24 protein-coding genes, 1 other RNA gene and 1 pseudogene are annotated in these 24,905 nt (G+C 51.1%); 18 read left to right on the plus strand and 8 right to left on the minus strand.

Annotation, left to right across the window (positions count from 1 at the left end; genetic code table 11):
* Nucleotide 1 precedes the first annotated feature (1 nt).
* The 6 genes from FPZ45_RS00430 to FPZ45_RS00455 all read left to right on the plus strand — a co-directional run bounded on the left by FPZ45_RS00430 (nucleotide 2) and on the right by FPZ45_RS00455 (nucleotide 6,969).
* A complete protein-coding gene (locus FPZ45_RS00430) occupies nucleotides 2-1,303 on the plus strand; it encodes a pyrimidine-nucleoside phosphorylase (RefSeq protein ID WP_144697157.1) in 1,302 nt (433 codons plus the stop codon).
* A gap of 68 nt (nucleotides 1,304-1,371) precedes the next feature.
* A complete protein-coding gene (locus FPZ45_RS00435) occupies nucleotides 1,372-2,193 on the plus strand; it encodes a purine-nucleoside phosphorylase (protein WP_144697160.1) in 822 nt (273 codons plus the stop codon).
* Nucleotides 2,194-2,266: 73 nt separating this feature from the next.
* Nucleotides 2,267-3,367: a BMP family lipoprotein gene (locus FPZ45_RS00440; RefSeq protein ID WP_144697163.1), complete on the plus strand. Its 1,101-nt coding sequence runs from the start codon at nucleotides 2,267-2,269 to the stop codon at nucleotides 3,365-3,367.
* 25 nt (nucleotides 3,368-3,392) lie between these two features.
* Nucleotides 3,393-4,940 (plus strand): ABC transporter ATP-binding protein, encoded by a 1,548-nt coding sequence (locus FPZ45_RS00445; RefSeq protein ID WP_144697166.1) that lies wholly within the window; start codon nucleotides 3,393-3,395, stop codon nucleotides 4,938-4,940.
* The gene (locus FPZ45_RS00450; protein WP_144697169.1) at nucleotides 4,933-6,009 is read left to right on the plus strand and encodes an ABC transporter permease; all 1,077 of its coding nucleotides are present in this window, start codon (nucleotides 4,933-4,935) and stop codon (nucleotides 6,007-6,009) included. The genes FPZ45_RS00445 and FPZ45_RS00450 overlap by 8 nt, the downstream gene beginning before the upstream one ends.
* Nucleotides 6,010-6,969 carry an ABC transporter permease gene (locus FPZ45_RS00455; RefSeq protein ID WP_144697171.1) on the plus strand — a complete coding sequence of 320 codons (960 nt, stop codon included), beginning with the start codon at nucleotides 6,010-6,012 and terminating at the stop codon, nucleotides 6,967-6,969.
* A 220-nt stretch (nucleotides 6,970-7,189) separates the two neighbouring features.
* Here the strand turns inward: FPZ45_RS00455 and FPZ45_RS00460 are convergent, their stop codons facing one another.
* Together FPZ45_RS00460 and FPZ45_RS00465 are read right to left on the minus strand one after the other, a co-directional pair.
* Nucleotides 7,190-8,362 (minus strand): putative glycoside hydrolase, encoded by a 1,173-nt coding sequence (locus FPZ45_RS00460; RefSeq protein WP_144697174.1) that lies wholly within the window; start codon nucleotides 8,360-8,362, stop codon nucleotides 7,190-7,192.
* Nucleotides 8,363-8,476: 114 nt separating this feature from the next.
* A complete protein-coding gene (locus FPZ45_RS00465; protein ID WP_144697178.1) occupies nucleotides 8,477-9,304 on the minus strand; it encodes a YitT family protein in 828 nt (275 codons plus the stop codon).
* A gap of 208 nt (nucleotides 9,305-9,512) precedes the next feature.
* On the opposite strand from FPZ45_RS00465, the gene cshA reads away from it, so the two are divergent.
* The 4 genes from cshA to FPZ45_RS00485 all read left to right on the plus strand — a co-directional run bounded on the left by cshA (nucleotide 9,513) and on the right by FPZ45_RS00485 (nucleotide 12,653).
* Nucleotides 9,513-11,141: a degradosome RNA helicase CshA gene (gene cshA / locus FPZ45_RS00470; RefSeq protein ID WP_144697181.1), complete on the plus strand. Its 1,629-nt coding sequence runs from the start codon at nucleotides 9,513-9,515 to the stop codon at nucleotides 11,139-11,141.
* A gap of 44 nt (nucleotides 11,142-11,185) precedes the next feature.
* The gene (locus tag FPZ45_RS00475) at nucleotides 11,186-11,971 is read left to right on the plus strand and encodes a YesL family protein (RefSeq protein ID WP_144697184.1); all 786 of its coding nucleotides are present in this window, start codon (nucleotides 11,186-11,188) and stop codon (nucleotides 11,969-11,971) included.
* 37 nt (nucleotides 11,972-12,008) lie between these two features.
* Nucleotides 12,009-12,191, plus strand: a non-coding RNA gene (ssrS, locus tag FPZ45_RS00480) — 6S RNA.
* 36 nt (nucleotides 12,192-12,227) lie between these two features.
* A complete protein-coding gene (locus FPZ45_RS00485; RefSeq protein WP_144697187.1) occupies nucleotides 12,228-12,653 on the plus strand; it encodes a DUF1499 domain-containing protein in 426 nt (141 codons plus the stop codon).
* Between the two features lie 80 nt (nucleotides 12,654-12,733).
* On the opposite strand, the gene tpx is transcribed toward FPZ45_RS00485, so the two are convergent.
* Complete coding sequence (tpx, locus tag FPZ45_RS00490) at nucleotides 12,734-13,246, minus strand: thiol peroxidase (protein WP_144697190.1); 513 nt, start codon at nucleotides 13,244-13,246, stop codon at nucleotides 12,734-12,736.
* A 106-nt stretch (nucleotides 13,247-13,352) separates the two neighbouring features.
* On the opposite strand from tpx, the gene gltC reads away from it, so the two are divergent.
* From gltC to FPZ45_RS00510, 3 genes are all read left to right on the plus strand, one after another.
* Nucleotides 13,353-14,255, plus strand: a complete 903-nt coding sequence (gltC, locus tag FPZ45_RS00495; RefSeq protein ID WP_144697193.1) for a glutamate biosynthesis transcriptional regulator GltC — start codon at nucleotides 13,353-13,355, stop codon at nucleotides 14,253-14,255.
* 748 nt (nucleotides 14,256-15,003) lie between these two features.
* Nucleotides 15,004-16,203, plus strand: coding sequence for an MFS transporter (locus tag FPZ45_RS00505; RefSeq protein WP_144697196.1), 1,200 nt, complete (start codon nucleotides 15,004-15,006; stop codon nucleotides 16,201-16,203).
* A 125-nt stretch (nucleotides 16,204-16,328) separates the two neighbouring features.
* Nucleotides 16,329-16,508, plus strand: coding sequence for a hypothetical protein (locus FPZ45_RS00510; RefSeq protein WP_144697198.1), 180 nt, complete (start codon nucleotides 16,329-16,331; stop codon nucleotides 16,506-16,508).
* 32 nt (nucleotides 16,509-16,540) lie between these two features.
* Here the strand turns inward: FPZ45_RS00510 and FPZ45_RS00515 are convergent, their stop codons facing one another.
* The 3 genes from FPZ45_RS00515 to FPZ45_RS00525 all read right to left on the minus strand — a co-directional run bounded on the left by FPZ45_RS00515 (nucleotide 16,541) and on the right by FPZ45_RS00525 (nucleotide 18,967).
* Entirely contained in the window at nucleotides 16,541-17,521 is a 981-nt protein-coding gene (locus tag FPZ45_RS00515) for an NAD-dependent epimerase/dehydratase family protein (protein ID WP_144697202.1), read from the minus strand.
* Complete coding sequence (locus FPZ45_RS00520; RefSeq protein WP_144697205.1) at nucleotides 17,521-18,093, minus strand: TetR/AcrR family transcriptional regulator; 573 nt, start codon at nucleotides 18,091-18,093, stop codon at nucleotides 17,521-17,523. The genes FPZ45_RS00515 and FPZ45_RS00520 overlap by 1 nt, the downstream gene beginning before the upstream one ends.
* Before the next feature lie 274 nt (nucleotides 18,094-18,367).
* Nucleotides 18,368-18,967 (minus strand): TetR/AcrR family transcriptional regulator, encoded by a 600-nt coding sequence (locus FPZ45_RS00525; protein ID WP_144697208.1) that lies wholly within the window; start codon nucleotides 18,965-18,967, stop codon nucleotides 18,368-18,370.
* 132 nt (nucleotides 18,968-19,099) lie between these two features.
* Between FPZ45_RS00525 and FPZ45_RS00530 the strand changes: the two are divergent.
* The 3 genes and pseudogenes from FPZ45_RS00530 to hemQ form a co-directional block, all read left to right on the plus strand.
* Nucleotides 19,100-19,438, plus strand: a pseudogene (locus FPZ45_RS00530) (type I glyceraldehyde-3-phosphate dehydrogenase); the annotation flags it as partial.
* 93 nt (nucleotides 19,439-19,531) lie between these two features.
* Complete coding sequence (locus tag FPZ45_RS00535; protein ID WP_144697211.1) at nucleotides 19,532-19,771, plus strand: NifU family protein; 240 nt, start codon at nucleotides 19,532-19,534, stop codon at nucleotides 19,769-19,771.
* 49 nt (nucleotides 19,772-19,820) lie between these two features.
* Complete coding sequence (hemQ, locus tag FPZ45_RS00540; RefSeq protein WP_144697214.1) at nucleotides 19,821-20,567, plus strand: hydrogen peroxide-dependent heme synthase; 747 nt, start codon at nucleotides 19,821-19,823, stop codon at nucleotides 20,565-20,567.
* Between the two features lie 464 nt (nucleotides 20,568-21,031).
* Here the strand turns inward: hemQ and FPZ45_RS00545 are convergent, their stop codons facing one another.
* Nucleotides 21,032-21,718 (minus strand): zinc metallopeptidase, encoded by a 687-nt coding sequence (locus FPZ45_RS00545; RefSeq protein WP_144697217.1) that lies wholly within the window; start codon nucleotides 21,716-21,718, stop codon nucleotides 21,032-21,034.
* A gap of 42 nt (nucleotides 21,719-21,760) precedes the next feature.
* Nucleotides 21,761-22,216: a MerR family transcriptional regulator gene (locus FPZ45_RS00550; protein ID WP_144697220.1), complete on the minus strand. Its 456-nt coding sequence runs from the start codon at nucleotides 22,214-22,216 to the stop codon at nucleotides 21,761-21,763.
* A gap of 295 nt (nucleotides 22,217-22,511) precedes the next feature.
* Here FPZ45_RS00550 and FPZ45_RS00555 point away from each other — a divergent pair, with 295 nt between their 5' ends.
* A complete protein-coding gene (locus FPZ45_RS00555; protein ID WP_144698304.1) occupies nucleotides 22,512-23,780 on the plus strand; it encodes an ammonium transporter in 1,269 nt (422 codons plus the stop codon).
* Nucleotides 23,781-23,824: 44 nt separating this feature from the next.
* Nucleotides 23,825-24,904 (plus strand): DUF294 nucleotidyltransferase-like domain-containing protein, encoded by a 1,080-nt coding sequence (locus tag FPZ45_RS00560; RefSeq protein WP_144697223.1) that lies wholly within the window; start codon nucleotides 23,825-23,827, stop codon nucleotides 24,902-24,904.
* The last annotated feature ends 1 nt before the right edge of the window (nucleotide 24,905 follow it).

Here is a 24,905-nt window from a genome sequence, read left to right on the forward strand (position 1 = left end):
GATGAGAACTGTGGATTTAATTACGAAAAAACGCGACGGCGGCGAATTGACGGAACAAGAAATCAACAGCCTGATCCGCGGGTACACCGACGGATCGATTCCCGACTACCAAATGTCGGCAATGGCCATGGCGATTTTCTTCCGGGGGATGACGCCGACGGAAAGAGCGAACTTGACGATGGCGATGGTTCACTCGGGAGACACGATTGACTTGTCCGGGATTTCCGGAATCAAGGTCGACAAGCACAGTACCGGAGGGGTCGGAGATACGACGACACTTGTTCTCGCTCCTTTGGTCGCTTCCATCGGAGTACCCGTTGCTAAAATGTCGGGAAGAGGATTGGGGCATACCGGAGGAACGATCGACAAGTTGGAAGCTGTGCCCGGTTTCCATGTCGAGATCGATAACGAGACGTTTATCGATCTTGTGAACCGCAACGGGCTAGCGGTCATCGGGCAAAGCGAAAACTTGACCCCGGCGGACAAAAAGCTTTACGGCTTAAGGGACGTTACGGGAACCGTAAATTCGATTCCGCTCATCGCCAGCTCGATCATGAGCAAGAAGATCGCATCCGGCGCGGATGCCATCGTGCTTGACGTGAAGACCGGAGACGGCGCTTTCATGAAAGAAATGTCTGAGGCGGAAGAACTCGCTTCTTGCATGGTGGATATCGGCAATCGCGTCGGACGTCGCACCGTTGCCGTATTGTCGGATATGAGCCAACCGCTTGGCAACGCGATCGGCAACGCGCTCGAAGTGAAAGAAGCGATCGATACGCTGAGAGGCGTCGGCCCCGAGGATTTAACGGAGCTATGCTTGACGCTTGGCAGCCATATGGCCGTATTGGCCGGAGTCGCTTCCAGTAAGGAAGAAGCTCGGGATCTGCTTGAACAATCCATCGCAAGCGGCAGCGCGCTCGATAAATTCAAAGCGTTCCTGACCGCTCAGGGCGGCGACGCTTCGCTCGTCGATGAGCCCGAACGTCTCGTTACCGCTAAGTATCGTATCGAAGTTCCTGCCAAAGAAGAGGGCTTCGTCGCCGCGATCGCCGCGGAGAGAATCGGCCTTGCGGCCATGATGCTTGGCGCGGGGCGGGCGACGAAAGAGTCACAGATCGATCTCGCCGTCGGCATCGTCCTCCATAAGAAAATCGGGGATCGCGTTCAACTCGGAGAGTCTATCGCTACGATTCATGCGAATAGCAATTCGAACGACGAAGCGTTGGCGAAAATTTACGAATCCATCGAGATTCGGCCACAACCGGTCGCGCCTCCGGCGTTAATCGTCGGGGAGATTAAATAAATGAAAATCAAGCGGCGGACAAGCAAGTTGGGGTTAATGGGTTACACTTATAAAGGGGGTGAAAAGAAATGGGCCAGTTGCTAAAAAGAATGGAAGAGGCGACTAAGTATATCGCGTCTCGAATCGACGACAAGCCAAAGATCGGCCTGATTCTGGGCTCCGGTCTGGGAGAACTCGCCGACGACATTCAAGACGCTGTCCGGATTCCTTACGAGTCGATCCCGCATTTTCCGGTATCGACGGTTGAAGGTCATGCGGGCCAGCTCGTAATTGGTCGACTCCATGAACGGACGGTCATCGCAATGCAGGGGCGGTTTCATTATTATGAAGGCTATTCCATGCAAGAGGTTACGTTCCCGGTGCGCGTCATGAAGGCGCTTGGGGTCGAAAGACTCATCGTGACGAACGCTTGCGGAGGCATGAATCCCGATTTCGAACCGGGAGATTTAATGCTTATTCAGGACCATCTGAACATGACGGGCGCCAACCCGCTGATCGGGGAGAACGAATCCGCATTGGGACCTCGTTTTCCGGATATGAGCCGAGCGTACACACCAGATTTGCTCGAGCTTGCCCGGGAGACGGCGCAATCGCTAGGCATTCGTGTCAGACAAGGCGTTTACGCCGGGATTACCGGTCCGTCTTATATGACGCCGGCTGAATTGAAGATGCTTCGCCTGATCGGCGGCGACGCGGTGGGCATGTCCACCGTGCCGGAAGCGATCGTAGCGAGCCATATGGCCATACAAGTACTTGGTATTTCTTGCGTTACGGACATGGCGATCGGGGAGCATCTAGAACCGTTAAGCCATGAGCAAGTCATCGAAGTCGCGAACCGTACAAAACCGAAATTCATCTCGCTTGTCAAGGAGATCGTTTCGAAGCTGTAGGCTTGAGGCTACCCGATTTGCAACGCGCAACATTCAATTCCATCGATAATCGATTATAAGGAGAGAATAGGATATGAATAAAACAGCTAAGCTGTTTACAGGTATTATGCTTGTCGCTTCCTTGACGCTTACTGCATGCGGAGCGAAAAATAACAATGGCGGTGCAGCTAGCCCGAGTGAAAGCCCAAGTGCTTCGCCAAGTGCTTCACCAAGCGCAAGCCCAAGTGAAGGCGCGGGAACCGTTGACGGCAAAGGCTTCAAATTCGCGATGGTTACAGACGTAGGCGGCGTAAACGACAAGTCGTTCAACCAAAGCGCTTGGGAAGGTCTTTCTCGTTTGAAAGACGACACGGGAGCAAGCGTCAAGTATCTCGAGAGCAAAGAAGCGACAAACTATTTGACCAACCTGAACAAATTCGTACGCGACGATTATAATCTGACATGGGGTATCGGCTTCCTGATGGGCGACGCGGTAAAAGACGCGGCAACCAAAAATCCGAAAGCACACCTTGCGATCATCGACAATGAAGTCGACGCGCCGAACGTAGCCTCCATTACGTTCGCTGAAAACGAAGGATCTTTCCTCGTTGGCGTAGTTGCCGGCATGATGACGAAATCGAACAAAATCGGTTTCGTAGGCGGAATCGACATCCCCGTAATCAAACGCTTCGAGCTTGGTTTCGTGGCGGGCGTCAAAGCGGTTAATCCGGACGCGAAGGTTACGGTCAACTATACGGGCGCATTCGATAAAGCAGACCTGGGTAAAGCTGCTGCCGCTTCGATCTACAACGACGGCGCGGACATCATTTTCCACGCGGCTGGCGGAACAGGCAACGGCGTGTTCAACGAAGCGAAAGAACGCAACAAGTCGGCTAAGCCGGACAAGAAAGTATGGGTTATCGGCGTCGACAAAGACCAATCCCTCGAATTCGGCGACGACGTTACGCTGACTTCCATGTTGAAACGCGTTGACGAAGCCGTATACCGCATTTCCGAGCAAATGATCGAAGGCAACTTCCCTGCGGGAAAAAACACGACGCTTGGTCTGAAAGATGATGCGGTTGGTTTGCCGGAAACATCGACCAAGAACGTGCCTAAGGAAGTATTGGACAAAGTCGAAGAGTACAAGCAAAAAATCGTAAGCGGAGAAATTACGGTACCGACTGCCAAGTAATTAATAACTAGCAAAGGGTGCGACTATGGAACAGGCGAATACAGTCGTAGAAATGCGCAACATTACGAAACGTTTCCCCGGCATCGTCGCAAACGATAGCGTCAACTTCAAGCTGAGAAAGGGCGAGATTCACGCCCTTCTCGGCGAGAATGGCGCCGGCAAATCGACGATGATGAACGTCTTGTTCGGGCTATACCAGCCTGAAGAAGGGGAGATCTTCGTTAATGGGCAACAAGTCGTCATAGACGGTCCCAATAAAGCGATTAAACTCGGCATCGGAATGGTGCACCAGCACTTCAAGCTGGTGCATCCGTTTACCGTGACGGAAAACATCATCCTTGGCAGCGAGCCCAAGAAATGGCTGGGACTCGCGGTGGATAAGAAGATGGCCTACGAGAAAGTCGGCAACCTCTCCCACCAATATGGCTTAAACGTGGACCCCTATGCGAAAATCGACGAAATCTCGGTCGGCATGCAGCAAAGGGTCGAAATCCTGAAGACGCTGTACCGTGGCGCGGACATTTTGATTTTCGACGAACCAACAGCGGTGCTGACTCCGCAGGAGATCAGTGAACTGCTCGTTATTATGCGTAATCTTGTCAATCAAGGTAAATCGATTATTTTGATCACCCACAAACTTAAGGAAATTATGGCGATTGCCGACAGCGTTACGATCGTACGTCGGGGCAAAGTCATTGACAGCTTGCCGGTAGCGGGAACGAGTCCAAACCAATTGGCCGAGAAAATGGTCGGTCGGGAAGTGTCGCTTAAGCTCGACAAAAAGGATGCCGTGCTGGGCGAGCCGATATTGGAAGTGGACAACCTAGTCGTCAAGGGCCGACAAGGCCTGAATGCGCTTAACGGAACAAACTTCACGCTTCGTCGCGGAGAGATTCTCGGCATTGCCGGCGTGGAAGGAAACGGCCAAAGTGAACTGATCGAAGCGTTGACCGGTCTTCGCCCTGTCGCGGACGGTTCGATCAAAATCTCCGGTGAAGAGATCGCGGGCAAGAAGCCGCGCCAAATCTCAGAGGCGGGAATATCCCTGATTCCGGAAGATCGTCATAAGCATGGTCTTGTGCTCGATTTCCCGGTGCGGGAAAACATGGTTCTGGAAACTTACTATCAACCGCAGTTCAACAAAAAGGGTTTTCTCGATTTCAACGAGATCGCGACCCATGCGGAGCGGCTCGTAAAAGACTTTGACGTGAGAACGCCGTCCATTATGACGGACGCTCGCGCTTTATCCGGAGGAAACCAGCAGAAGGCGATCATCGCGAGGGAAGTCGACAAAAACCCGGACGTTCTGATCGCCGCCCAGCCGACGCGGGGATTGGACGTCGGCGCGATCGAGTTTATTCATAAGAGACTCGTCGAGCAGCGCAACATGGGTAAAGCGGTACTGCTCGTCTCTTACGAGCTCGAGGAAATCCTTCAATTGTCCGATCGAATTGCGGTCATCTATGAAGGACGCATCGTTGGGGAAGTCAAACCTTCCGAGACGAACGATCAGGAACTAGGTCTCATGATGACGGATTACAAGCGACCGCAAGGAGGCCCGGAAAGTGAATAAACTGATTAGAGCATTCACGAAGGATTCGGCGCTCGTTCCGCTCGTCGCGATCGTGCTCGGATTGATCGTGGGCGCGATCATTATGCTGATCGGCGGTTATGACCCGATATTAGCCTATCGGTCGCTGCTCGAAACCGTATTCGGTAATCGATATGATTTCGGGGAAACGTTGACGGCGATTACGCCGATCCTGTTCACCGGCTTGTCCGTCGCGTTCGCGTTTCGTACCGGTTTGTTCAATATCGGCGCAGAAGGACAATATATTATGGGCATGACGGGGGCGACGATTATCGGCGTTACCGTGCACCTGCCGTGGTATATTCATGCTCCGCTCGCGGTTGTTGTCGGCGCGATATGCGGCGGTATATGGGGCATGATTGCAGGTTATTTGAAAGCGGCCAGAGGCGTGAACGAGGTCATTACGACGATCATGTTGAACTGGATCGCTTTGCATCTGGCGAACTATCTCGTCAATCGTTTCTTGCTCGAGCCGGGTAAAGGCAGGTCTTATATGGTAGACGACTCAGCCTCCGCAACAATTGGTTGGCTGTCTCGTTTCATGGATGACGCGCGGATGCACTGGGGAATGTTTTTTGCGTTGCTTTGCGTCATATTCTTCTATGCTTTTCTCTGGAGAACGAAACAAGGCTTTGAGCTGCGTGTTGTCGGATCGAACGCCGACGCGGCCGCTTATGCCGGAATCAACGTCAATAGTGGCGTCGTGAAGGCGATGTTCATCTCCGGCGCGCTGGCGGGATTGGCCGGAGTATTCCAGGTGCTTGGCGTATTCCACAACCAAGTGATCGCGGCCAGCCACACCGGACATGGATTCGACGGCATCGCGGTTGCGCTGCTCGGAGGCAATACCCCTCTCGGCGTACTTCTGGGAGCGATCCTGTTTGGAACGTTGTCCTATGGGGCGGCAGGCATGAGCTTCGGGGCGGATGTGCCTCCGGAGATCATTCGCATCGTCATCGGATCCGTTATTTTCTTCGTCGCGGCTCCGGGCATCATCCGTTGGCTGCTGAAGCGGGTATCCGGGAAGAAACGCAAAGAGGAGGCGATCTAGATGGATGCGGCAACGATAGGACATATGCTCAATACCGCCTTCGTATTCTCGACAGCGTTAATCTTGGCCGCGCTCGGCGGGATCCTCTCGGAACGATCGGGCGTCGTCAATATTGGATTGGAAGGTTTGATGACGGCAGGGGCGTTCGCCGCCGCCGTGGCAGCCTTCAAAGCGCAGGAGGCGGGGTACGGAGCCGCGTCGCCTTGGATAGGCGTAATCGCCGGGGCGATCTTTGGCTTGCTATTCTCGCTGATCCATGCGGTGGCGACGATCACGTTCAGGGCCGATCAGGTCGTCAGCGGGATCGTCATCAACTTCATTGCGGGCGGTTCGACCTTGTATCTCGTGAAGCTGCTTTTCTCGGGCTCCGGCGAAACATCGCTCGTCAATGAAGTTTTCCACAAGGTGAAAATTCCGCTGCTATCGGATATTCCGATCATCGGTGATGGGATTTTTAACGCTTACCCGACGACTTACCTGGCTTTGATCTTGGTCGGTGTGATCTATTATATGCTGTACAAAACGGCTTTCGGCCTGCGCCTCCGTTCTGTAGGCGAGCATCCGAGCGCGGCGGATACGGTTGGCATTAAAGTGCTCCGTATGCGTTACGCGGCAGTGCTTATGAGCGGAATTCTCGCCGGCATCGGCGGTGCGACCATCGCCATGACGACAACGGGATCGTTCTCGCACAACACGATATCCGGACAAGGTTTTATCGCGCTGGCGGCTGTTATCTTCGGTAAATGGAACCCGCTTGGCGCAATGGGCGCTGCGTTATTTTTCGGATTCGCGCAGTCGATCAACAACGTATTGCAGTTGTTCGATTTCTCGTCCCATATCCCGCCGGAATTCATTTACATGCTGCCGTACGTGCTCACGATTCTCGTGCTCGTCGGAGCGGTCGGACGCTCGAAAGCGCCCGGAGCTTTGGGAGAACCTTATTTCCCAGGCAAACGATAACGAACCGCATTATTTAAGAAAGACTGTCGAGAACTTCTCGGCAGTCTTTCTTATATCCCAGAATAGCACGATTAAATCGAGTAACTCCCATGCTGCGCCGTCGTTGTCCCAGAATAGCACGATTAAATCGAGTAACTCCCGGCTTGCATCAAATCAAAAACCCGCCGGGAATCCCGGCGGGATTGAGTTGTATCTTATCAAGTGAATAAGTGCTGTAATCTTAATACTTAACGCCTTCCGAATATCTGTTGCCTGCGCTCCACAAGAGGAACTCCTGAACTCCGCTGTCGTTAAGGGCTTTAATCTGCGCTTGCACTTCCGCTGCCCCGTAAGGAATATAATGTCCTTTGCCTAACCACTTGGCGGTAAAGTCCTGTATCCACGGCCGGATAACCGGCTTGTTGTCTCCTAGAGGCTCCAGCTTCTTATGCGTATCGTCCATGGCGCCTTTGACCGTTGCGTAAGGAGCCGTATCGGGGTCTTTCTGTTTAAACCAACCGGTGCTGTAATGGCTAGGATAGATCATCGGACAGATTACGTGAACCGAATTGGAGATCTTCGTAAAATCTTGTCCGATCCCTTCGGCGGCCGGTACGGATGCCGCGTAGCCGAAAATATCGACGGACACTCTAACCCCAAGCGGCGCCAATTCCTTTTTGGCGTATTCCACGAACCCGGTGACGATGTCGACTCGGCTCAGTTCGTTTTTGTCGAACTTCAGGTTGTCGGCTTTTTTCTCGAAACCTTCGGGGAACCTGACATAGTCGAATTGGATTTCTTTAAAGCCCAGCTTAGCCGCTTCTTTGGCGATCTCGACGTTGTACTCCCATACTTCCTTACGATAAGGGTTGACGAATTTGTCTTTGTTTTTATTTTGCCAGAGCGTTCCGTCCTTCTGGATAAAGGAGTACTCCGGATGCTCCTTAGCGAGCACGCTGTCTTTGAAGACGACAACCCGCGCGATCGGGTAAATGTCGTGCTCCTTTAAGGTCGTCATGAGCTTATCGATATCTTTAATATAAGGCTGGGGACTGCCTAACTCCTGCAATATCGGGTTAGTCGTTTTGTATGTAATGTTGCCCAAATCGTCCTTGATATCAATAACCATGGCGTTCAAATCCGTCTTGTCGATCAAGTTCAACAGACTGGCCATTCTTTCGCCGCCGGCGCTGTAAGCCGTAACATAAATTCCTTTGACGACCGGAGCGTCCGGTTGAGGATCCCCTACGATTACGGGGGATTGCCCGTTGTCCGTTGTCGGATCGACGGGAGCCTGCATATGATGCATTCCGGTCTTCATGATTTTCCATAAGCTGTCCTGCGACTTCCCGTTTTCTTGCTGTCCCCCGATCATGCTGTTGAAAAGCAGAATAAACGTCAGAAAAATATTCATTTATATACTCTCTCCCTATAAGCTCTGTAACAAGATTATAAACGAGATAGGGGAGAGTAGACACAGGTATTTTGTAGTATTTTGATGAAATTTCCGGGTTATCCAATAAATAATTTACCGCTTCCGAAATTCCCCGATCACGTCGACCGTTTGAACGACGTTTACGAAAGCTTTGGCGTCCACTTCTTTGATCATTTTACGGAGTTCGGCCAGTTCAAACCGGGTTGTGACCGTCATGAGCATATCCCGTTCTTCGCTCGTAAATGCGCCTCGGGTTTTGATGATGGTGACGCCTCTAGGAAGCTTGAGCAGTCTAGAAGCGATTTCTTGGGTATGGTTGGTGACGATAAAGGCGGTGACTTTATGGTGAGGCGTGTACGCGGTGTCAATGATTTTTCCCGTCAAATAAATCGACAGCAACGAATACAGGGCGGCATTCCAATCATTTTTAAGGAAACCGAGGGCGGCGACTACGATCGTGTTTAGAAAAACGGTCATAAGGCCGATGGGCAAGTCCCTGTATCGTGATATAATAGAAGCGATGATGTCAAAGCCCCCAGAGGAGCCTCCATATCGAAGCGTGACCGTTGTGCCTAATCCGACGAGAACGCCGCCGAATACGGAGGCAAGCAACCGATCATTCGTAAGCTCGATAACCGGAATAACCTGAAGAAAAATAGCCGTGGAGACAACGGTCACGATACTAAGCGCGATAAACCTTTTTCCGAGAACGCGATACCCCCAGAGCAAAATCGGCACATTCAGGGCAAAATACAGCCAGCCGATATTCCAACCGCTTAAGTATCCAATCACCATGGCAACGCCGGATAGGCCGCTGCTAAGCAGCTTCGTCGGTATCAGTAACAACTGGAAGCCGAGCCCGACCGTGGCGGCACTGATCATCATCAAAAATACGGGGCCAAGAATGGCAATCCTCTTCATGACAGATCTCCCTTGTAGACAAAAACGTGATAAACTTCGGTTGGTTTAGATTTCCCTTGTAATGGAAGCTCATTCAACCGGATGGAATTGTTTGGCTGAAACAATTTCCTCAGACTAGAGTTTATGAGCGGCTTTGTGCTATAATGAACTGATCATTTTTTTGGAAGCCGTAAGTTGAAGGCCCAACACAGAAGGAGATTGAAAAAGTTTGAACACATTTGCAGAGTTTGGTTTGGAGCCTGATGTTCTTCAAGCCATATCGGAGATGGGATTTGAAGAGGCGACCCCAATCCAAGCGAAAGCTATTCCCGTTGCCATCGCAGGCAAAGACATGATCGGGCAGGCCCAGACGGGTACTGGTAAGACCGCAGCATTCGGCATACCGCTGATCAGCAAGATCGCTGCATCAGAAGACCGCATTGTCGCCTTGATTATGGCGCCTACTCGCGAACTCGCGATTCAGGTATCGGAAGAAATCGAGAAGCTTGGACGTTTCAAGGGACTTCGTTCCTTGGCTATATATGGCGGTCAAGACATCTCACGTCAAATCCGTTCCTTGAGACGGAAGCCGCAGATCATTATCGGAACACCGGGTCGTTTGCTCGACCACATTAACCGCAAGACGATCCGCCTAGACGACGTGCAAACTGTCGTGCTGGACGAAGCGGACGAAATGCTGGACATGGGCTTCATGGAAGATATCCAATCGATCCTGAAGCTTGTGCCGGAAGAACGCCAGACGTTGCTCTTCTCCGCGACGATGCCGGCAAACATTCAGAAGCTTGCGCAGCAATTCCTTCGCGAGCCGGAGCACGTGAAAGTCGAATCCAAGCTGCTTAGCGCGCCTTCGATTCAACAATATTACGTGGAAATCCAAGAACGGATGAAATTCGACGGTCTCTGCCGTCTTCTCGACATGGAGCCGCCTGAATTGGCAATTATTTTCGGTCGTACGAAGCGCCGCGTTGCCGAGCTTTCCGAAGGTCTGATGAAACGCGGGTACGCTTGCGACGGCCTGCACGGTGATTTGTCCCAGAACCAACGCGACGCCGTCATGCGCAAATTCCGCGACGGCAGCATCGATATTCTCGTTGCTACAGACGTAGCGGCGCGCGGATTGGACGTATCGGGCGTCACTCACGTTATTAACTTCGACTTGCCGCAAGATCCGGAAAGCTATGTTCACCGGATCGGCCGTACGGGCCGTGCCGGCAAAGAAGGCACTTCCTGGTCGTTCGTTACGCACCGGGAGATCGATCACCTCCACTTCATCGAGAAGGTAACGCGTCACCGCATCGCCAAGAAGATGCTTCCGACATTGTCCGAAGCGATGGAAGGCAAGCAGAAAGTGCTGGCGGAGCGTATCATGGAAACCGTTCGTACAGAAGAAGAAGTCAACCCTTTCAAATGGGTGGCTATGCAACTGCTGGAGCAGTACGATTCCGTTGAATTGCTTGCCGCGGCAATGAAATTGCTTAATGGCGACAAGAAAGACGTCAACATCGAATTGACTCCTGAAGATCCGGTACGTTCCAAGAAACGTAAATTCGAAGGCAATCGCAGCGGTGGTTATAGCAGCGGTAGCGGCGGCGGACGTCGTTACGGCGGCAGCAGCGGCGGTCAAGGCTCCTGGCGTCAAGGCCAAGGCCAAGGGCGCAATGATTCCCGCGGCGGTTCCGGATATGGCGGCGGCCAACGTAAGCCATACGGCGGCGGCGGCAATCGTTACAATAACAATCGCGACGACAGTGGTTATCGGGATCGCGGCGGACGTACGGAGCGCAGAGACGATTCCCGCGGCAGCCGTTCTCAAAACGAGGATTTCGTAAAGATCTAATCAAGCAGGCATACTGACGAAATGGTCATCAGGGAGGAATCCCCATGGAAATGCGGGGCATGATGGGCGGCTTCTATAAGCTGTCCGAATGGATCATGAGGTTGTCAGTTACGAATGTATTATGGCTACTCACATCGTTGCCTTTCTGGTTAGTGATGTTTGCATTTCTGACGGCACAAAACGAGACCGAGCTGCAAGCGTTCGTAATTCCGCTTGCAGTCGTGGCTCCGTTTACTCTGTTTCCGGCGACCTCGGCCATGTTCTCGGTCGCCCGGAAATGGGTGCTTGGAGATGTTGACGTGCCGCTTCTGAAAACATTCTTTCGTAACTACAAACAAAACTACGTTCAGGCGATGATCGGCGGTATTGTCTACGCGCTCCTGTTCGCGATTCTTATAATTGATTTTCAGGTCTATTTACGGCAAATTGCCCAATTGCAGTTGCTCGCGTACTTGTTTATCGCATTGATTATATTGCTGTCGATTTCTTTGCTGCACTTTTTCTCGCTGCTATCGCACTTTCATATGAAAACGGTTCAATTGCTCAAGAATGCGCTTATTCTCACGATCGGACGACCTATCCGTTCTCTGATCATGGCGATCGGCGCAGCGGCCGTGCTCGCTCTGAGCTTTATGAAATTCACGTTTCTTATCCCGTTTTTCTTCGGAAGCATCATCGCCGTTTACACGTTCTTTAACTTCAATCTGGTCATCCAGAAGATGATGTTGCTTAAAGAAGCGGCCGAAGCGACGGACGAATCCCAATCGGAGGACGAAGCGGACGGCGAAACCGACGAAGAGTCCGAAGAAGGAAAGAAATCCCAAGGCTAATCGTTTTACTTTTCAATCCTGCCTGATTATAATAGGAATATTCCTGCCCTGTACGTTACGGCGCTTTATTGTTTTGAACCAATGTTTGTTTCCAGGGAGCTCTACATCGCCAGGCGGCTGACAAGCCCTCGAAAAGGGAAGTCAAAACCCGGGCTGCGGGCACCCACCTGCCAAAGCAGGTTCAGAAACATGCACGTCGGACGGCAATGGCGGGTTTTTTCTATCTATGGGCTTTAATCCCCGGGACAGGCGTGGTATGATAGAACGTAGCGCCAAGGGTACTCGGAGGGAGAGAGAGCATTTGAAGCGATTGTTGATTGGGTTAATCCGAAGCCATGAACATACGAGCGACAAGGCGAAAGATCCAAAGCTTAAATCTCATTATTATCGCCTTTCGAAAGATCGTGCTTGGGACGAGATTAGCACCATTCTCAAGAAGATGAAGGGGTACAAGGTCCTTCACGAAGTTCAGACGGTCGGGGAGATCGTCATGGAGAAAAAATCGATGGCCGGGCGCACGATGGACATTACAGTCCAACTCGTCGGCACGGGCCCAGGCAATACTGCGGTAGATATTTATTCCGCTTCTAGAGGGTCGCTTGGCGATTTGGGAGCGAATTATCGGAATATACAAGAAATATATAGCGTGCTGGATCGTAAATTGGCTACATATAAATCGTAGACAAGCGTTCCTGAAGACATAGAAAAGCGAGGAAGGCGATACCCGCCCATACCTCGCTTTTGTCTTGCATATGTCCTGGCTTATAGCAGGCTCTTAACCGCGGAGATAGCGGCCTCGTAGTTTGGATGCTCGCCCATTTCGTTCAGCACTTCGATGTAAGCAATTTTATCGTTGGCGTCAAGAACGAAGATCGCTCTCATATCCAGTTGGAATTCTTTGATAAGAACGCCGTATGCTTTGCCGAAGCTGTTGTCTTTGTAATCCGAAAGAAGATATACGCGATCGACTCCTGCTGCGGCGCACCAGCGAGCTTGAGCGAACGGCAAGTCCACGCTGATGGTGAGAATGGCGACGTTGTCGCCCAGTTTGGAAGCTTCTTCGTTAAAACGGCGGGTTTGCGCGTCGCAAACACCGGTGTCGATCGAAGGGACGACGCTGATCAGTTTAACCTTGCCGGCGAAATCTTTCAGGGAAGACGTCTCGAGCAGGTTTTTGTTCAAGGAAAAATCGGGAGCAGCGTCTCCGACTTTTAGTACCGGACCGACGAGAGTGATTGGATTGCCTTTGAATTCGGCGGAACGTTCTTGGGACATGAATAGCTTCCTCCTTCATTGATAAGGTTTGCCGTTATCATTATAATCGTTATGGAATGTCCTTGTCCAATCATTGGAATAAACGCGTTACGGAGGAGAGGTTCACTTGGAACTTAGGCAATTGGAATATTTCGTGCAGGTTGCCCGTCTGCAGCATGTTACGAAAGCTGCCGAAGAGCTTCATGTGGCGCAGTCAGCGGTCAGCAGGCAGATTCACAGGCTCGAAGAAGAACTCGGCATTCGCCTATTCATGCAGCGAGGCCGCAACGTTCAACTGACGCCCGTAGGTCAACTGTTTCTGCGTAGAGCCGAAGCGGTGTTGGGAGATCTGGATCGGGCCGTGATGGAAATTCATGAATTTCTAGATCCCGAAGTCGGCGAGATCAGGCTTGGGTTTCCTCATAGCTTAGGCATACATCTCGTTCCCCAAGTCGTAGCCGCTTTTAGAAAGCTGCATCCCAACGTAAAGTTCCGTTTTCGTCAAGGCATGTACCCTTCGCTAATCCGGGATGTTGTCGATGCGGAAGTGGACATCGCTTTTATATCGCCTTTTCCCGATAAGAACGAGCAAGTCACGGGAGAAGTCGTCCTGACGGAGGAATTATTCGCGATATTACCGGAAAGGCATCGATTGGCAAGGGCAAAGTCTATCGTGTTAAGCGATCTTAAGGATGAGACCTTCGTTTTGTTCAGTTCGGGTTATTCCCTGCGTCCGATCGTATGGGATGCCTGCAAGGAAGCCGGGTTTACGCCGAAAATCGGTTTCGAGAGCGAAGAACACGGCACGATACGGGGCTTGGTCGCCGCCGGTATGGGCGTTAGTCTATTGCCGGAAATGGCGATGTACGAGACGAGCTCGATGATGCCGGCCGTCGTGAAGATCAGCGAGCCTCACGTCACCCGAACGATCGGCATCATTCACAGGGCGGGAGAGAAGCTACCTCTCGTCGTACGCATGTTTCATGAGTTTCTGATCGATTTCTTTAAGAACGAATATAAAACGCTGTAACGTTGTTGCCGGAAGGATATGAAGAGGGTGTCCCAAAACCATTGACTGAGGGACACCCTTATTCCGATTACTTTGCGGGGACCCGGGTTGCGGGCGTTAAATTTTGTAGTTAAAGTTAGCACACACCCTGCCTTTCTCCGCCACAAATCTCCGAATGAGTATCGTCACTTTCTACAGCTGTATTCTGCATGGCGATGTACCGGCATATCCTCTCTGGTTAAAAATTTCAGCCGATTTCATCATGATATGTTCCCGAGTAGTGTCCCCTTTTTTCATGAGCTCCTCTGTATGAACCTTGTTCTAATCATTTATTTTTAACAAATTATCCGATTCCGGCCTTGCCTTTCACTAGAAAAATGATACAATAAATAAAATACCGAACGGTATCTTTTTGTTGTACAACAAGCCATTCTAGAATGAAATAGCGCCGAGCCATTTTGGACGGATCGGACGACTCGTATATAGCCCCATTGAGTTATTCTTGTTTTTCGATTCGTATCGCATAATGAATATGTAGGGTACGCAAGGACAAGGAAGTGATTATATATTTTAGAAAAACGGAACGAAAATTCTCATAGTTGCTCGCTATCATGAAGTTGATGGGAATTTGATTACAGGTCAGATTCCACTTCTCTCTGGCTGTAACCAAACCCGTTATTGAAAAACTAGGGTAAAGGTATGGGGCTGCTATTTAAAATAGTGGTCCCATGCTTTCTTTTTGAAAAAAATTGGTTAGGTGGTTATTTATTTGGATGCAGTGATTATAGAAAATAAAACAGCAAGTAAAAGCACGACATTGGCGTTGCTAGCGCTAACAATAGGGGCATTTGCGATTGGAATGACTGAATATATTATTATGGGGTTACTTCCTGAAGTGGCCGAAAGCTTGCAGGTGTCCATCCCCTTAGCGGGGCTACTCATTACCGGATATGCACTGGGTGTGGCTATAGGAGCTCCCATCATCACAGTTGCCACTCATCGAATGAAGCGAAAGCAGTTGCTTCTCTTTCTTATGATTCTGTTCATAGCAGGTAATGCATTGGCTGCTCTTGCACCGAACTATGGAGTATTAATGGCAGCTCGTATCGTGGCTGCATTAACTCATGGGTCCTTTTTTGGTGTTGGATCTGTTATTGCAGCTGGACTGGTTCCTAAGGAAAAACGGGCTGGAGCTATTGCCATCATGTTTACCGGCCTGACACTTGCAACTATTCTTGGCGTTCCAATCGGTACATTTATTGGTCAAACCTATGGATGGAGATCCTCCTTTTGGACGATCACTATAATAGGACTGATTGCTTTGATTGGGATTGCCATACTCGTTCCAAAAGTAAAGGCATCTTCATCAAGCCTAAAGCAGGAGCTTGGTGCACTGCGTCGACCAACAGTTTATGTTGCTCTTTTGATGACGACGTTTGGTTTTGGAGGAGTCTTTACAGCGTTCACTTATATTTCACCGATTTTAACTGATATTACTAAGTTCCCGGTAAATTCCGTTTCTTACATCCTTGTTTTGTTCGGAGTCGGCAGCGCGCTTGGAAATATTATTGGGGGCAAACTGGCTGACCGTAAATTAATGCCATCTCTCCTTGGGATACTCGTTGTGTTGGCCATAGTTTTAGCAATATTATCAATTACGGATCAGTATAAAGTACCTGCTTTGATTACTATTTTTGTATTGGGAATGGCCGCTCTTGGAACTGTACCGGGATTGCAGCTCCATATGCTGAATACGGCCAAAGAAGCTCCAACGCTAGCGTCGACTTTAAATGTTGCGGCTTTTAACTTGGGTAATGCGCTTGGTGCGTATATCGGAGGCTTGGTTATAGATTTACAATTTGGGGGAGGCCTAACAGCCGTTCCTTGGGTTGCTTCCATCGTAACCGTCGTGGGAATTTTATTTACTCTCTGGAGTGCTCAACAACAAAAGAAGAGTATTAGACCTTAATTTTGGTATCCGCGAAGCTTCGCTCAATTGTTTCTTTTCGGTAAGCGTCAAATAGCCCCCACCTTGATCCACAAGCACGGAACAGCTAGGGGCTATCGCTAAGTTGGTCTCGGAAGGGAAAGTAGATGTTAAGATTACAGAACTTTCCCAATGACACTAGAAGGCGTGCGAATGCGCATGGACTGAGCGAAACGGGGCACGCAAGGGGGAAAATCATCGATGATGAGTTACAGACTCGGCTGGCCGTCACGGCTTCGATGCTGTATGCCACATCGACAAAAAGAGCAAGTCCAGAGAACGACTAGCCGGCGATTGCCGTCGTTCGACCTCTAAAGCACTATCCTCGAGCAGATGGTTCCTCATAGCTTTGCAAGCCGGCGTCGCGCAAAGTTCTTCCGACATAGCCCAACTCTCGACGTGCAGCGGCATCGTTGACTGTGAACTCACGCCCGATCATGCGTATCATCGAGCGTGAGATCGGCGGATCGCCGTCTTTTCGCGTGACGGCCCAGATAGTGTCGAGCAGCCGGCCAATGGATGAGGCAAGCCAGTAGGGCATCGAACGCAGCTTATCGATGGACAGGCCCTGCAAGTTCGCGAGCGAGGCGACGAACTCACGGAAAGTCTGCCCTTCCTGGTCTTTGATGAAGAAGGCATGACCGCCTTCTCCGCGCTTAAGAGCGCATTGTATGGCTTCGACCACATTGTCCACGTGGCAGGTTGCAAAAGCGTAGTCGCCGCGGTTGATGAAGGCGAACTGCCCAGATCTGACTGCTTCGGGAAGCGCTCGACTAAACGGATCACCAGGCCCCCAGATAGCCGGTGGGCGGAGCGCGATGGTGCGAAAGCCGGGTTTGTTGGCTGCCAGAACCAAAGGCTCGGCCCGTGCCTTGCTCGCCAGGTAGGCGGAGAAGTGGTTCGGGAATGTTGGCGCACTTTCATCGGCGTCGCGGATGGGCGTACCGCTATTATCCATGAGGATCCCCGCCGCGCTGATGTAGACGAATGTATTCGCCCCGGCGGACTCAGCTGCTTTCAACAAGGCTACGGTGCCATCGATGTTGGTACGGAAGAAGGGTTCGCGAGGCCCTGAGAAGCGGAACAGGGCGGCCGCGTGCACAACCGCATCAATCACCGGCAATATGAGTGGCGTGTTGCTTTCGAGATCGGCATCGACTGGCGTCGCACCAATGGACTTGAGTTTGGCGAGAGATGATGTGGAGCGTGTGAGAGCGAAAATCTCGTGACCGTCCTCCACGAGCTTCGTGATCAGGCGGCCGCCGAGCAGACCGGTGCCTCCCGTGACGAGAATTTTCATTATGTTCGTCCTTTCTGTTCGGGATCTAGGATGGACCGTATTGCGCCCTCACGGATTTGCTCCAGGACCTCAGAAGTGGGTGGCACCACCTTGCGTAGCCGAGCTGTGACGTGAAGTAGGGATGCAGCATTCGCAGACGCCCACATGAGATCGGCAGCCACCTCCACCGTCGGCCTGAGCCGACCCTCAGCGGCGATGGCCGTGATGCGTTGGATCAGGAGCGCAAAGGCCTGCTCGGCGGCGGGAATTGCAGCGTCGTCGAGAACGCGGCTCATCATCACCGCGTAGAGCCGTGGACGAGCCGCCGCAAAGCGCACGTAATCGTCCCAGCCCTCGCGTAGCGCCATCACCGGATCGGAGGATTGGGTGGCAGTCCTTTTGCTTTCGAGAAACTGTGCAAATGCTTCCGTAATGGCGGCGCTCAGAAGCCCGTCGGCGCTGCCGAAGTGATGGTACAATGTCGGTGCGGTCACCTTCGCAATTGCGCAGACGGAGCGTGTCGAGAACTGTGCCTCGCCCTCTTCCTCGAGAACTTGTAAAGCCGCATTGAGCAGAGTGTCGTGTGTATTCATGTGACCAATATAGCACAGCTATATTGGTTTGTCTATAGCGGTGCTATATTGATGCGCTCCCGCCATCAAAGTCTGGCACAGTATGGCATGCCGAAGGTGGTTGGCACGTAGAAGCGGCGTTCTCTATGCGGCATGCTGGTGGCTGACATCTTCCTGCAGCTATCTCACTTTCGATGGCGGATAGAACTGGCAAAGCCCACGAGAATCGTGGGCTTTATTTTCTTTTTTGTGGAGATCATATAAGCATCATATTCTATTTTACGCTTCCGAGCGCTTAACTGTTTTTTAAACAACAATTCTGCAAATAGGACGCAAAGCATGCTGTATTCATTTGCATATGCTTATTATCCCCATCCAATTTGCTGAGCAAAATGCCTCCTTCGAGCAAGGAAAAGGCAAATGAAGCAAGTGCATCTGTATCCAAATCTTCCTTAAACTCCCCACTCTTCATCCCATCAAGAATTATACTCTTCATCATAACCAAATAGTTATGCAGCCCTTGCCTTGCCCGATCACGAAGCTCCGCATGAGTATCGTCACTTTCGACTGCTGTATTCTGCATGGGGCATCCTCCAATAAATGGTGGATTATCGACAACATCTTCATATACACGAAAAAATGCAAGTAACCTCCCTGACGCAGACTGCTCTTGGTCGACCGCCTCAGCAAATTTCCCGCTAACCATACTGGCAGCGTAATTGTAGGCTTCAAGCGCAATCTCATCTTTGCTTGTAAAATGCCGATAGATGCCCCCTTTCTTAATTCCGGTGTCGGCAATAATATCGTTTAACGATGTACCGGCATAACCTCTTTGATTAAAGATTGCTGCCGATTTCATAATAATGTGCTCTCTTGTTCGATCTCCTTTTTTCATAGGTTCCTCCGAATGATCTTATTCTAATCTAACATTATATCAAATGTTACGGCCGAAACCTTGCCAACGTCTTAAATCCTGATATAATAAAGGTACCGATCGGTATCTTTTATTTTAAAACAAACCCATTCCAAAGGCAAACTTGATGGTGCATCTCAGCGTGTACCTGTACCAACAGGCTCCGTAACAGAACTCGTAGCCGTTTTGAACGCTAAGGTAACGGTTGAGGAAGTTAACGCCGCTATGAGAGAAGCGTCCGATCCAGAAACATACGGATACACGGAGGACGAGATCGTATCTTCCGATGTTAGAGGAATGACATTCGGGTCTCTTTTTGATGCCACTCAAACAAAAGTTCTAACAGTTGGCGACCAGCAACTGGTGAAAACAGTAGCCTGGTACGATAATGAAATGTCTTACACCGCGCAACTGGTTAGAACATTAGAATATTTCGCAAAAATCGCCAAGTAACATAGAGGAAAGAATGATAGAGAAAGGCCATTGATTAAGAGGAAATGCGAACAGCGAAGCTGATCGCACAGCCTCTATGAAAGGAGTCATGAAATGAGAGATTCCGAGGAATTGTTCGAAGAGGTAGATGATGTATTGAGAAGACTGCGTCCTTTTTTAATCCGCGATGGCGGAGATGCCGAATTGGTTGAGGTTAAGGACGGAGTGGCTAAATTAAAATTCTTGGGAGAGTGTAACGGCTGTCCTAGTGCAACGATCACATTAAAGGCTGGCATTGAACTTGCCATTTTTGAAGAAGTGGATGGCATTCATGAAGTCGTTCAAGTCTTCTAGAAAGAAAGCCATTGGATAAGCCACAACAACCAGGGGGGGCTGAAGTAAGATGAGTGAAGCAGCAGAAACGCTAGAGGGTTGGTATGCGCTGCATGATTTCCGCACAATCGACTGGGTTGCCTGGAAAGGTGCAACCGCAGAGGAACGCGAGACTGCAAAGCATGATTTAATGATGCTAATCAACGAATGGTCGGCGGTCGAATCCCGGATGGAAGGCAGCTTGGCAATGTACGCCGTCGTCGGCCAGAAGGCAGACATTATGTTTATAAACCTACGTGAGACACTCGAGGAGCTGAACTCAGCGGAGAACGCATTTAATCGTTCCGGGTTCGCCAAATTCGTGAAACCCGTTTACTCGTACGTCAGTATCGTCGAGCTGAGCAGTTATTTAGCACCTCCCGGCTCCGATCCGATGCAAGTTCCCGAGGTAGCCGCTCGACTTAAGCCAATCCTACCCAAGGCGAAGCATATCTGCTTTTACCCTATGAACAAGCGACGCATGCTCAACGATAACTGGTACATGCTGTCTCTGGAGGAGCGCAAAAACTTCATGCGCAGTCACGGTATGATCGGCCGCAATTATGCGGGCAAGGTCAAGCAGATTATCACCGGCTCGGTCGGCTTCGACGATTGGGAGTGGGGTGTCACACTGTTTGCGGACGAGTCGCTGCAGTTTAAGAAGCTCGTCTATGAGATGCGTTTCGACGAGACTAGCGCACGCTTCGGCGAATTCGGCCAGTTCTACGTCGGCAACATACTCACGCCCGGTGGCTTGACAGAGTTGCTGAACGTGTGAGGCCAATAGAGACACCGACGGCTAAATTATGCTTCACGGATTTGTGATTTTTTTTATCTTTTGTGACAGTTCTAGGTCCGTTTCGGATCAGATAATATCTGGTACATGGTCCGACTGATTTCCACGATCTAATCCGAGTAAGAAGCCAGCGACCTGGATTGCTGGCTTCTTCATAACGACTTCAGTTGCTTCAGTCAAATGATCATTGGCCAGCGCTGCATCAATTCCCGCTGTTACGCCCGCTGATGTAATGATTCGGCCTTCGCTCCTTCAAGAGACACATGCCCCTTTTTTATCATCGACAAATCGTAAAAATACGTATCATAACACAAAAGAAACCGTTCTTCGGTTAAATGGAAGTGTCGAGCAACCATTTAACTAAAGGAGCGGTTTCTTCTAATTATCATCCTATTTTACAGCCGAGAGTGTCCCAAAGGACATCCTCTAACTGCGTTCTGCGCGATTTAATCGCGATTGTTGTTCGTGAAGATCATAATGTACTTCAATAGCTCGAGCATGGCGATCAAAGCGGCGGCCACATAGGTTAGCGCGGCGGCATTCAACACTTTGGCGACGCCGCGTTCTTCGTCGCGGGTAATGAAACCTTCAGCAACCATCAGGTCGCGAGCTCGCGAACTTGCGTTAAATTCGACCGGCAACGTAACGAGTTGGAAAGCGACCGCAGCCGAGAAGAAAATAATGCCGAGTCCGATCAAATTGGTAAAGTGGAACACAAAGCCGAGTATCAGGAGCAGCGGAGCCGCTCCGGAAGCGATGCGCACGACCGGGAACATGCGATGGCGCATGACGAGCATCGGATAGGATTGATGGTGTTGAATGGCGTGTCCGACTTCATGGCAAGCGACCGAGATCGCGGAGATCGAGCTTTCGTAATAGACGGGTTCCGACAATCGAACGACGCGGGCGAGCGGGTCGTAGTGATCGGAGAGGCTGCCAGGCACGGGCTCCACGGGAACGTCATGCAGACCGTTGCGGTCGAGCATACGTCTGGCGGCTTCGTATCCCGTCATTCCGCTCGCGGCTCTTACTTCAGACCAGCGGCCGAACGTGCTTTTGACCCTGAATTGAGCCCACAAGGACAACAGAAACGCAATGATGATCAGAAAATCCATCGGGTGAAAGAACAACATCGTTATCAACCTCCGACCTTTCGATTCCGAGCTTACCCCGCATTACATAAAATTGCTTTTCCCCAATAGAAGGAGCAGCGCCTCCACGCAAGCCGCGGTTTGCGGCGTGATCGCTTGAAACAGCTTCCTGGCTTGTCTGGGCTTCAATTGCTCCAGCACGGGTTCGAGCTCCTTGACCTCCCGTTCAAGCTGCGCTAAGTGGGTCTGCAGCTCCGAGAGCTTGCGAGCGACCGCCTCGTCGGCGGCTACTTGGTTAAGCGAAGCGAATTGCTCCCTGATTTCTTCAAGCGAAAACTTCTGCGCTTTTAATTGTTCAATACGGCGAATGCGGCTTAAGGTTTCATCGTCGTATAAACGGTAATTTCCGGTAGATCGTTTGGCCGGCGTAAGCAAGCCCAGGCTCGTGTAGTAATCGATGGTGCGAGAGTTGATACCGGCTAAAGAGGATAGCTCTCCAATCCGGTATAGGCGCTGGGCCTCCATCGGTCCTTTTCGCATCGATATCACCTTCCTTATGACGGAGTAGTCTTGCTTTAATCATACAGAATGCGGAACCGTACAGTCAAACGGGATGCTTCTTCGAACATAATTCAAAAGAAACAATTTTAGCGATAACATAACGTGACGTGCAATGTATATCATCTTATGTTATATATGTGTAACATATAAATGATAAATTTAACGAAAATACCTTGAAAATACGATTGCCTCCTCCTATAATGACATTAATCGTTTCCCTATATGTCATATAACATTACATTGAGGAGTGGTTTGAGTGACCGAGGAACTGAATATGGGGCTTAATGCGTTATGGGTGATGCTTGCGGCGATATTGGTGCTGCTCATGCAAGGCGGATTCATATTGTTGGAATCGGGATCAACGCGAATGAAAAACGCGGGCCATGTCGCCGGCAAAACGATCTTTACGCTAGGATTGGCTTCGCTCGTTTATTGGGCGGTTGGATACGGGCTCGCGTTCGGCGGGGAAGCTTCGGATGCGCTGAATAAGTTTATCGGACTCGGCAACTTCTTCTTTACTCCGGACATTGCCTCCGTGGATAACGGCTTGCCGAATTCGGTGTTTTTCGTTTTCCAACTCGCGTTTGCGGCCGTGTCGCTCTCCATCGCTTGGGGAGGTTTCGCGGAGCGGGCAAAATTGTCCTCTTACTTGATTTTTACTTTGATTTTCGTATCAGTGATTTATCCGGTTGTCGCTCACTGGATCTGGGGTGGCGGCTGGCTAGCCGCGGACGGCGCGCAAGACTTCGCGGGGTCGACGGTCGTTCACTTGACAGGCGCGATCGGAGCGTTGGCGGCGACGATCCTGCTGAAACCGCGAATCGGCAGGTTCAATAAAGACGGTTCCGCCAACGTGATTCTTGGCCATAATCAAGTATACACGGCGTTATCGGTTCTGTTGCTTTGGGTGGGTTGGTTCGGCTTTAACGCTGGAAGCACGATTGCGATCGGCGACGGCTTTTTCGGTTTCGTGGCGTTTAATACCCAATTGGGCGCGGCCGCAGGAGCGGTGGCGGCGATGCTGATCTCCTGGCTTGTGAACGGCAAAGCGGATATTACGGCTATGCTCAACGGAGCATTAGCCGGTCTGGTCGCCATTACGGCGTCTTGTGCGTTCGTCGATCCATGGGCGGCTGTCGTGATCGGCCTTGTCGCGGGTGTGCTCGTCTTCTTTAGCGCCAAGTTCTTCGAGAAAATCAAGGTGGACGATCCCATCTTCGCGCTGTCCGTTCACGGCGCGGCAGGAATTTGGGGGACGTTGGCGAATGGATTGTTTGCGACTGAAGAGCTGTCCGCCAAAGTCGGCGTAGGCCAAGCGGGCCTTTTTCAAGGCGGAGGATGGGGTCAATTATGGGTTCAGTTCGAATCCGTAGCGGTATGCGGAGCGTTCGCGTTCGCAGCTTCATTCATCGTCCTGTGGGTCGTGAAAAAAGCGATCGGGTTCCGCGTGACTGAGGAACAAGAAATTATCGGATTGGATTTAAGTGAACACGGGAGCTACGGTTACCCCGAACAAATGAAGAAAGCCGGTACAAACGCGTAACGCGGCGATTCAGCTACCGGCGCGAACACGGGAGGAATAACCGCATGGGAACGTCCTCGAGGAATCGACTGCTGCTTGACATCGCCAGCGCCGGCGATCCCGAGTCTTTAAGAGTGGCTAGGGAGAGGGTAATGAAAGCGTTGGAGCCGGAGCTGTATTCTTTGCCGGCCGTTACGGAGATCGTGACGCTAAACGAGCTTCACGATGCTCTGATAGCCCGGGCGCTGGTGCTAGCGGAGAAAGAGGTGGCACGGTTGGGGTATGGAGCCCCTCCCGTGCCTTATGCATATATGCTCTACGGCAGCGGCGGTAGATACGAGCAAACGATGCACAGCGATCAAGACAGCGGGCTTGTATATGGGGATACGGCGAGCGAGGATGATGGAGAGAAGAATCGGCGCTATTTTTTGCTGCTCGCCGACAAGGTCGTTCAGTATTTAATTTTGCTCGGATATCCGCCTTGCGATGGAAACGTGATCACCTCGAATCCGGAATGGTGTCTGTCCCTTGCCGGCTGGATCCGCAAAATAGACCATTGGATCGACGATCCGGATTGGGAGAACGTGCGATATTTACTGATCGCTGCCGACGGACGGGCGGTATACGGGGACAAGGAACTCGCCGATCGATTGCGTGATCGCTTTTATCACGACATGCTCGATCACCCTTCGATCGCCCAACGCATGCTGGACAATACGCTTCGACACAAAATTCTTGTCGGCGTATTCGGTCAGCTGCTGACCGAAAGATACGGGGAGGACACCGGGAGTCTTGACATTAAGTACGGGGCATACATCCCGATGGTGAACGCGATCAGGCTCCTAGCCCTACAAGCGGGAGTTCGCGAAACGAGCACGCTGCGCCGAATAGAAGCGCTTCGAATGGCGCATCTGTTATCCGAGGAAGAGGCAGAGGAGGCGGAGGAAGCATTCGTCTTATTTATGAGATTAAGGATGCTGGCTTCCGTATCCGAAGCGAACGGTCAATGGTCCGGTAGCGGGAAAGTTCCCGCGGCCCGATTAACGAAGGAGATGATTGCACCATTAAAAAAAGCGTTGCGAGTCGGAGTTAAACTTCAGAAAAAAGTACAAAAGGAGCTGCAGCGAGGATTCGGCGGGAGGTGAT

This window comes from Cohnella terricola (genome assembly GCF_007786475.1).
In the GTDB taxonomy this organism is placed as follows: Bacteria; Bacillota; Bacilli; order Paenibacillales; family Paenibacillaceae; genus Cohnella; species Cohnella terricola.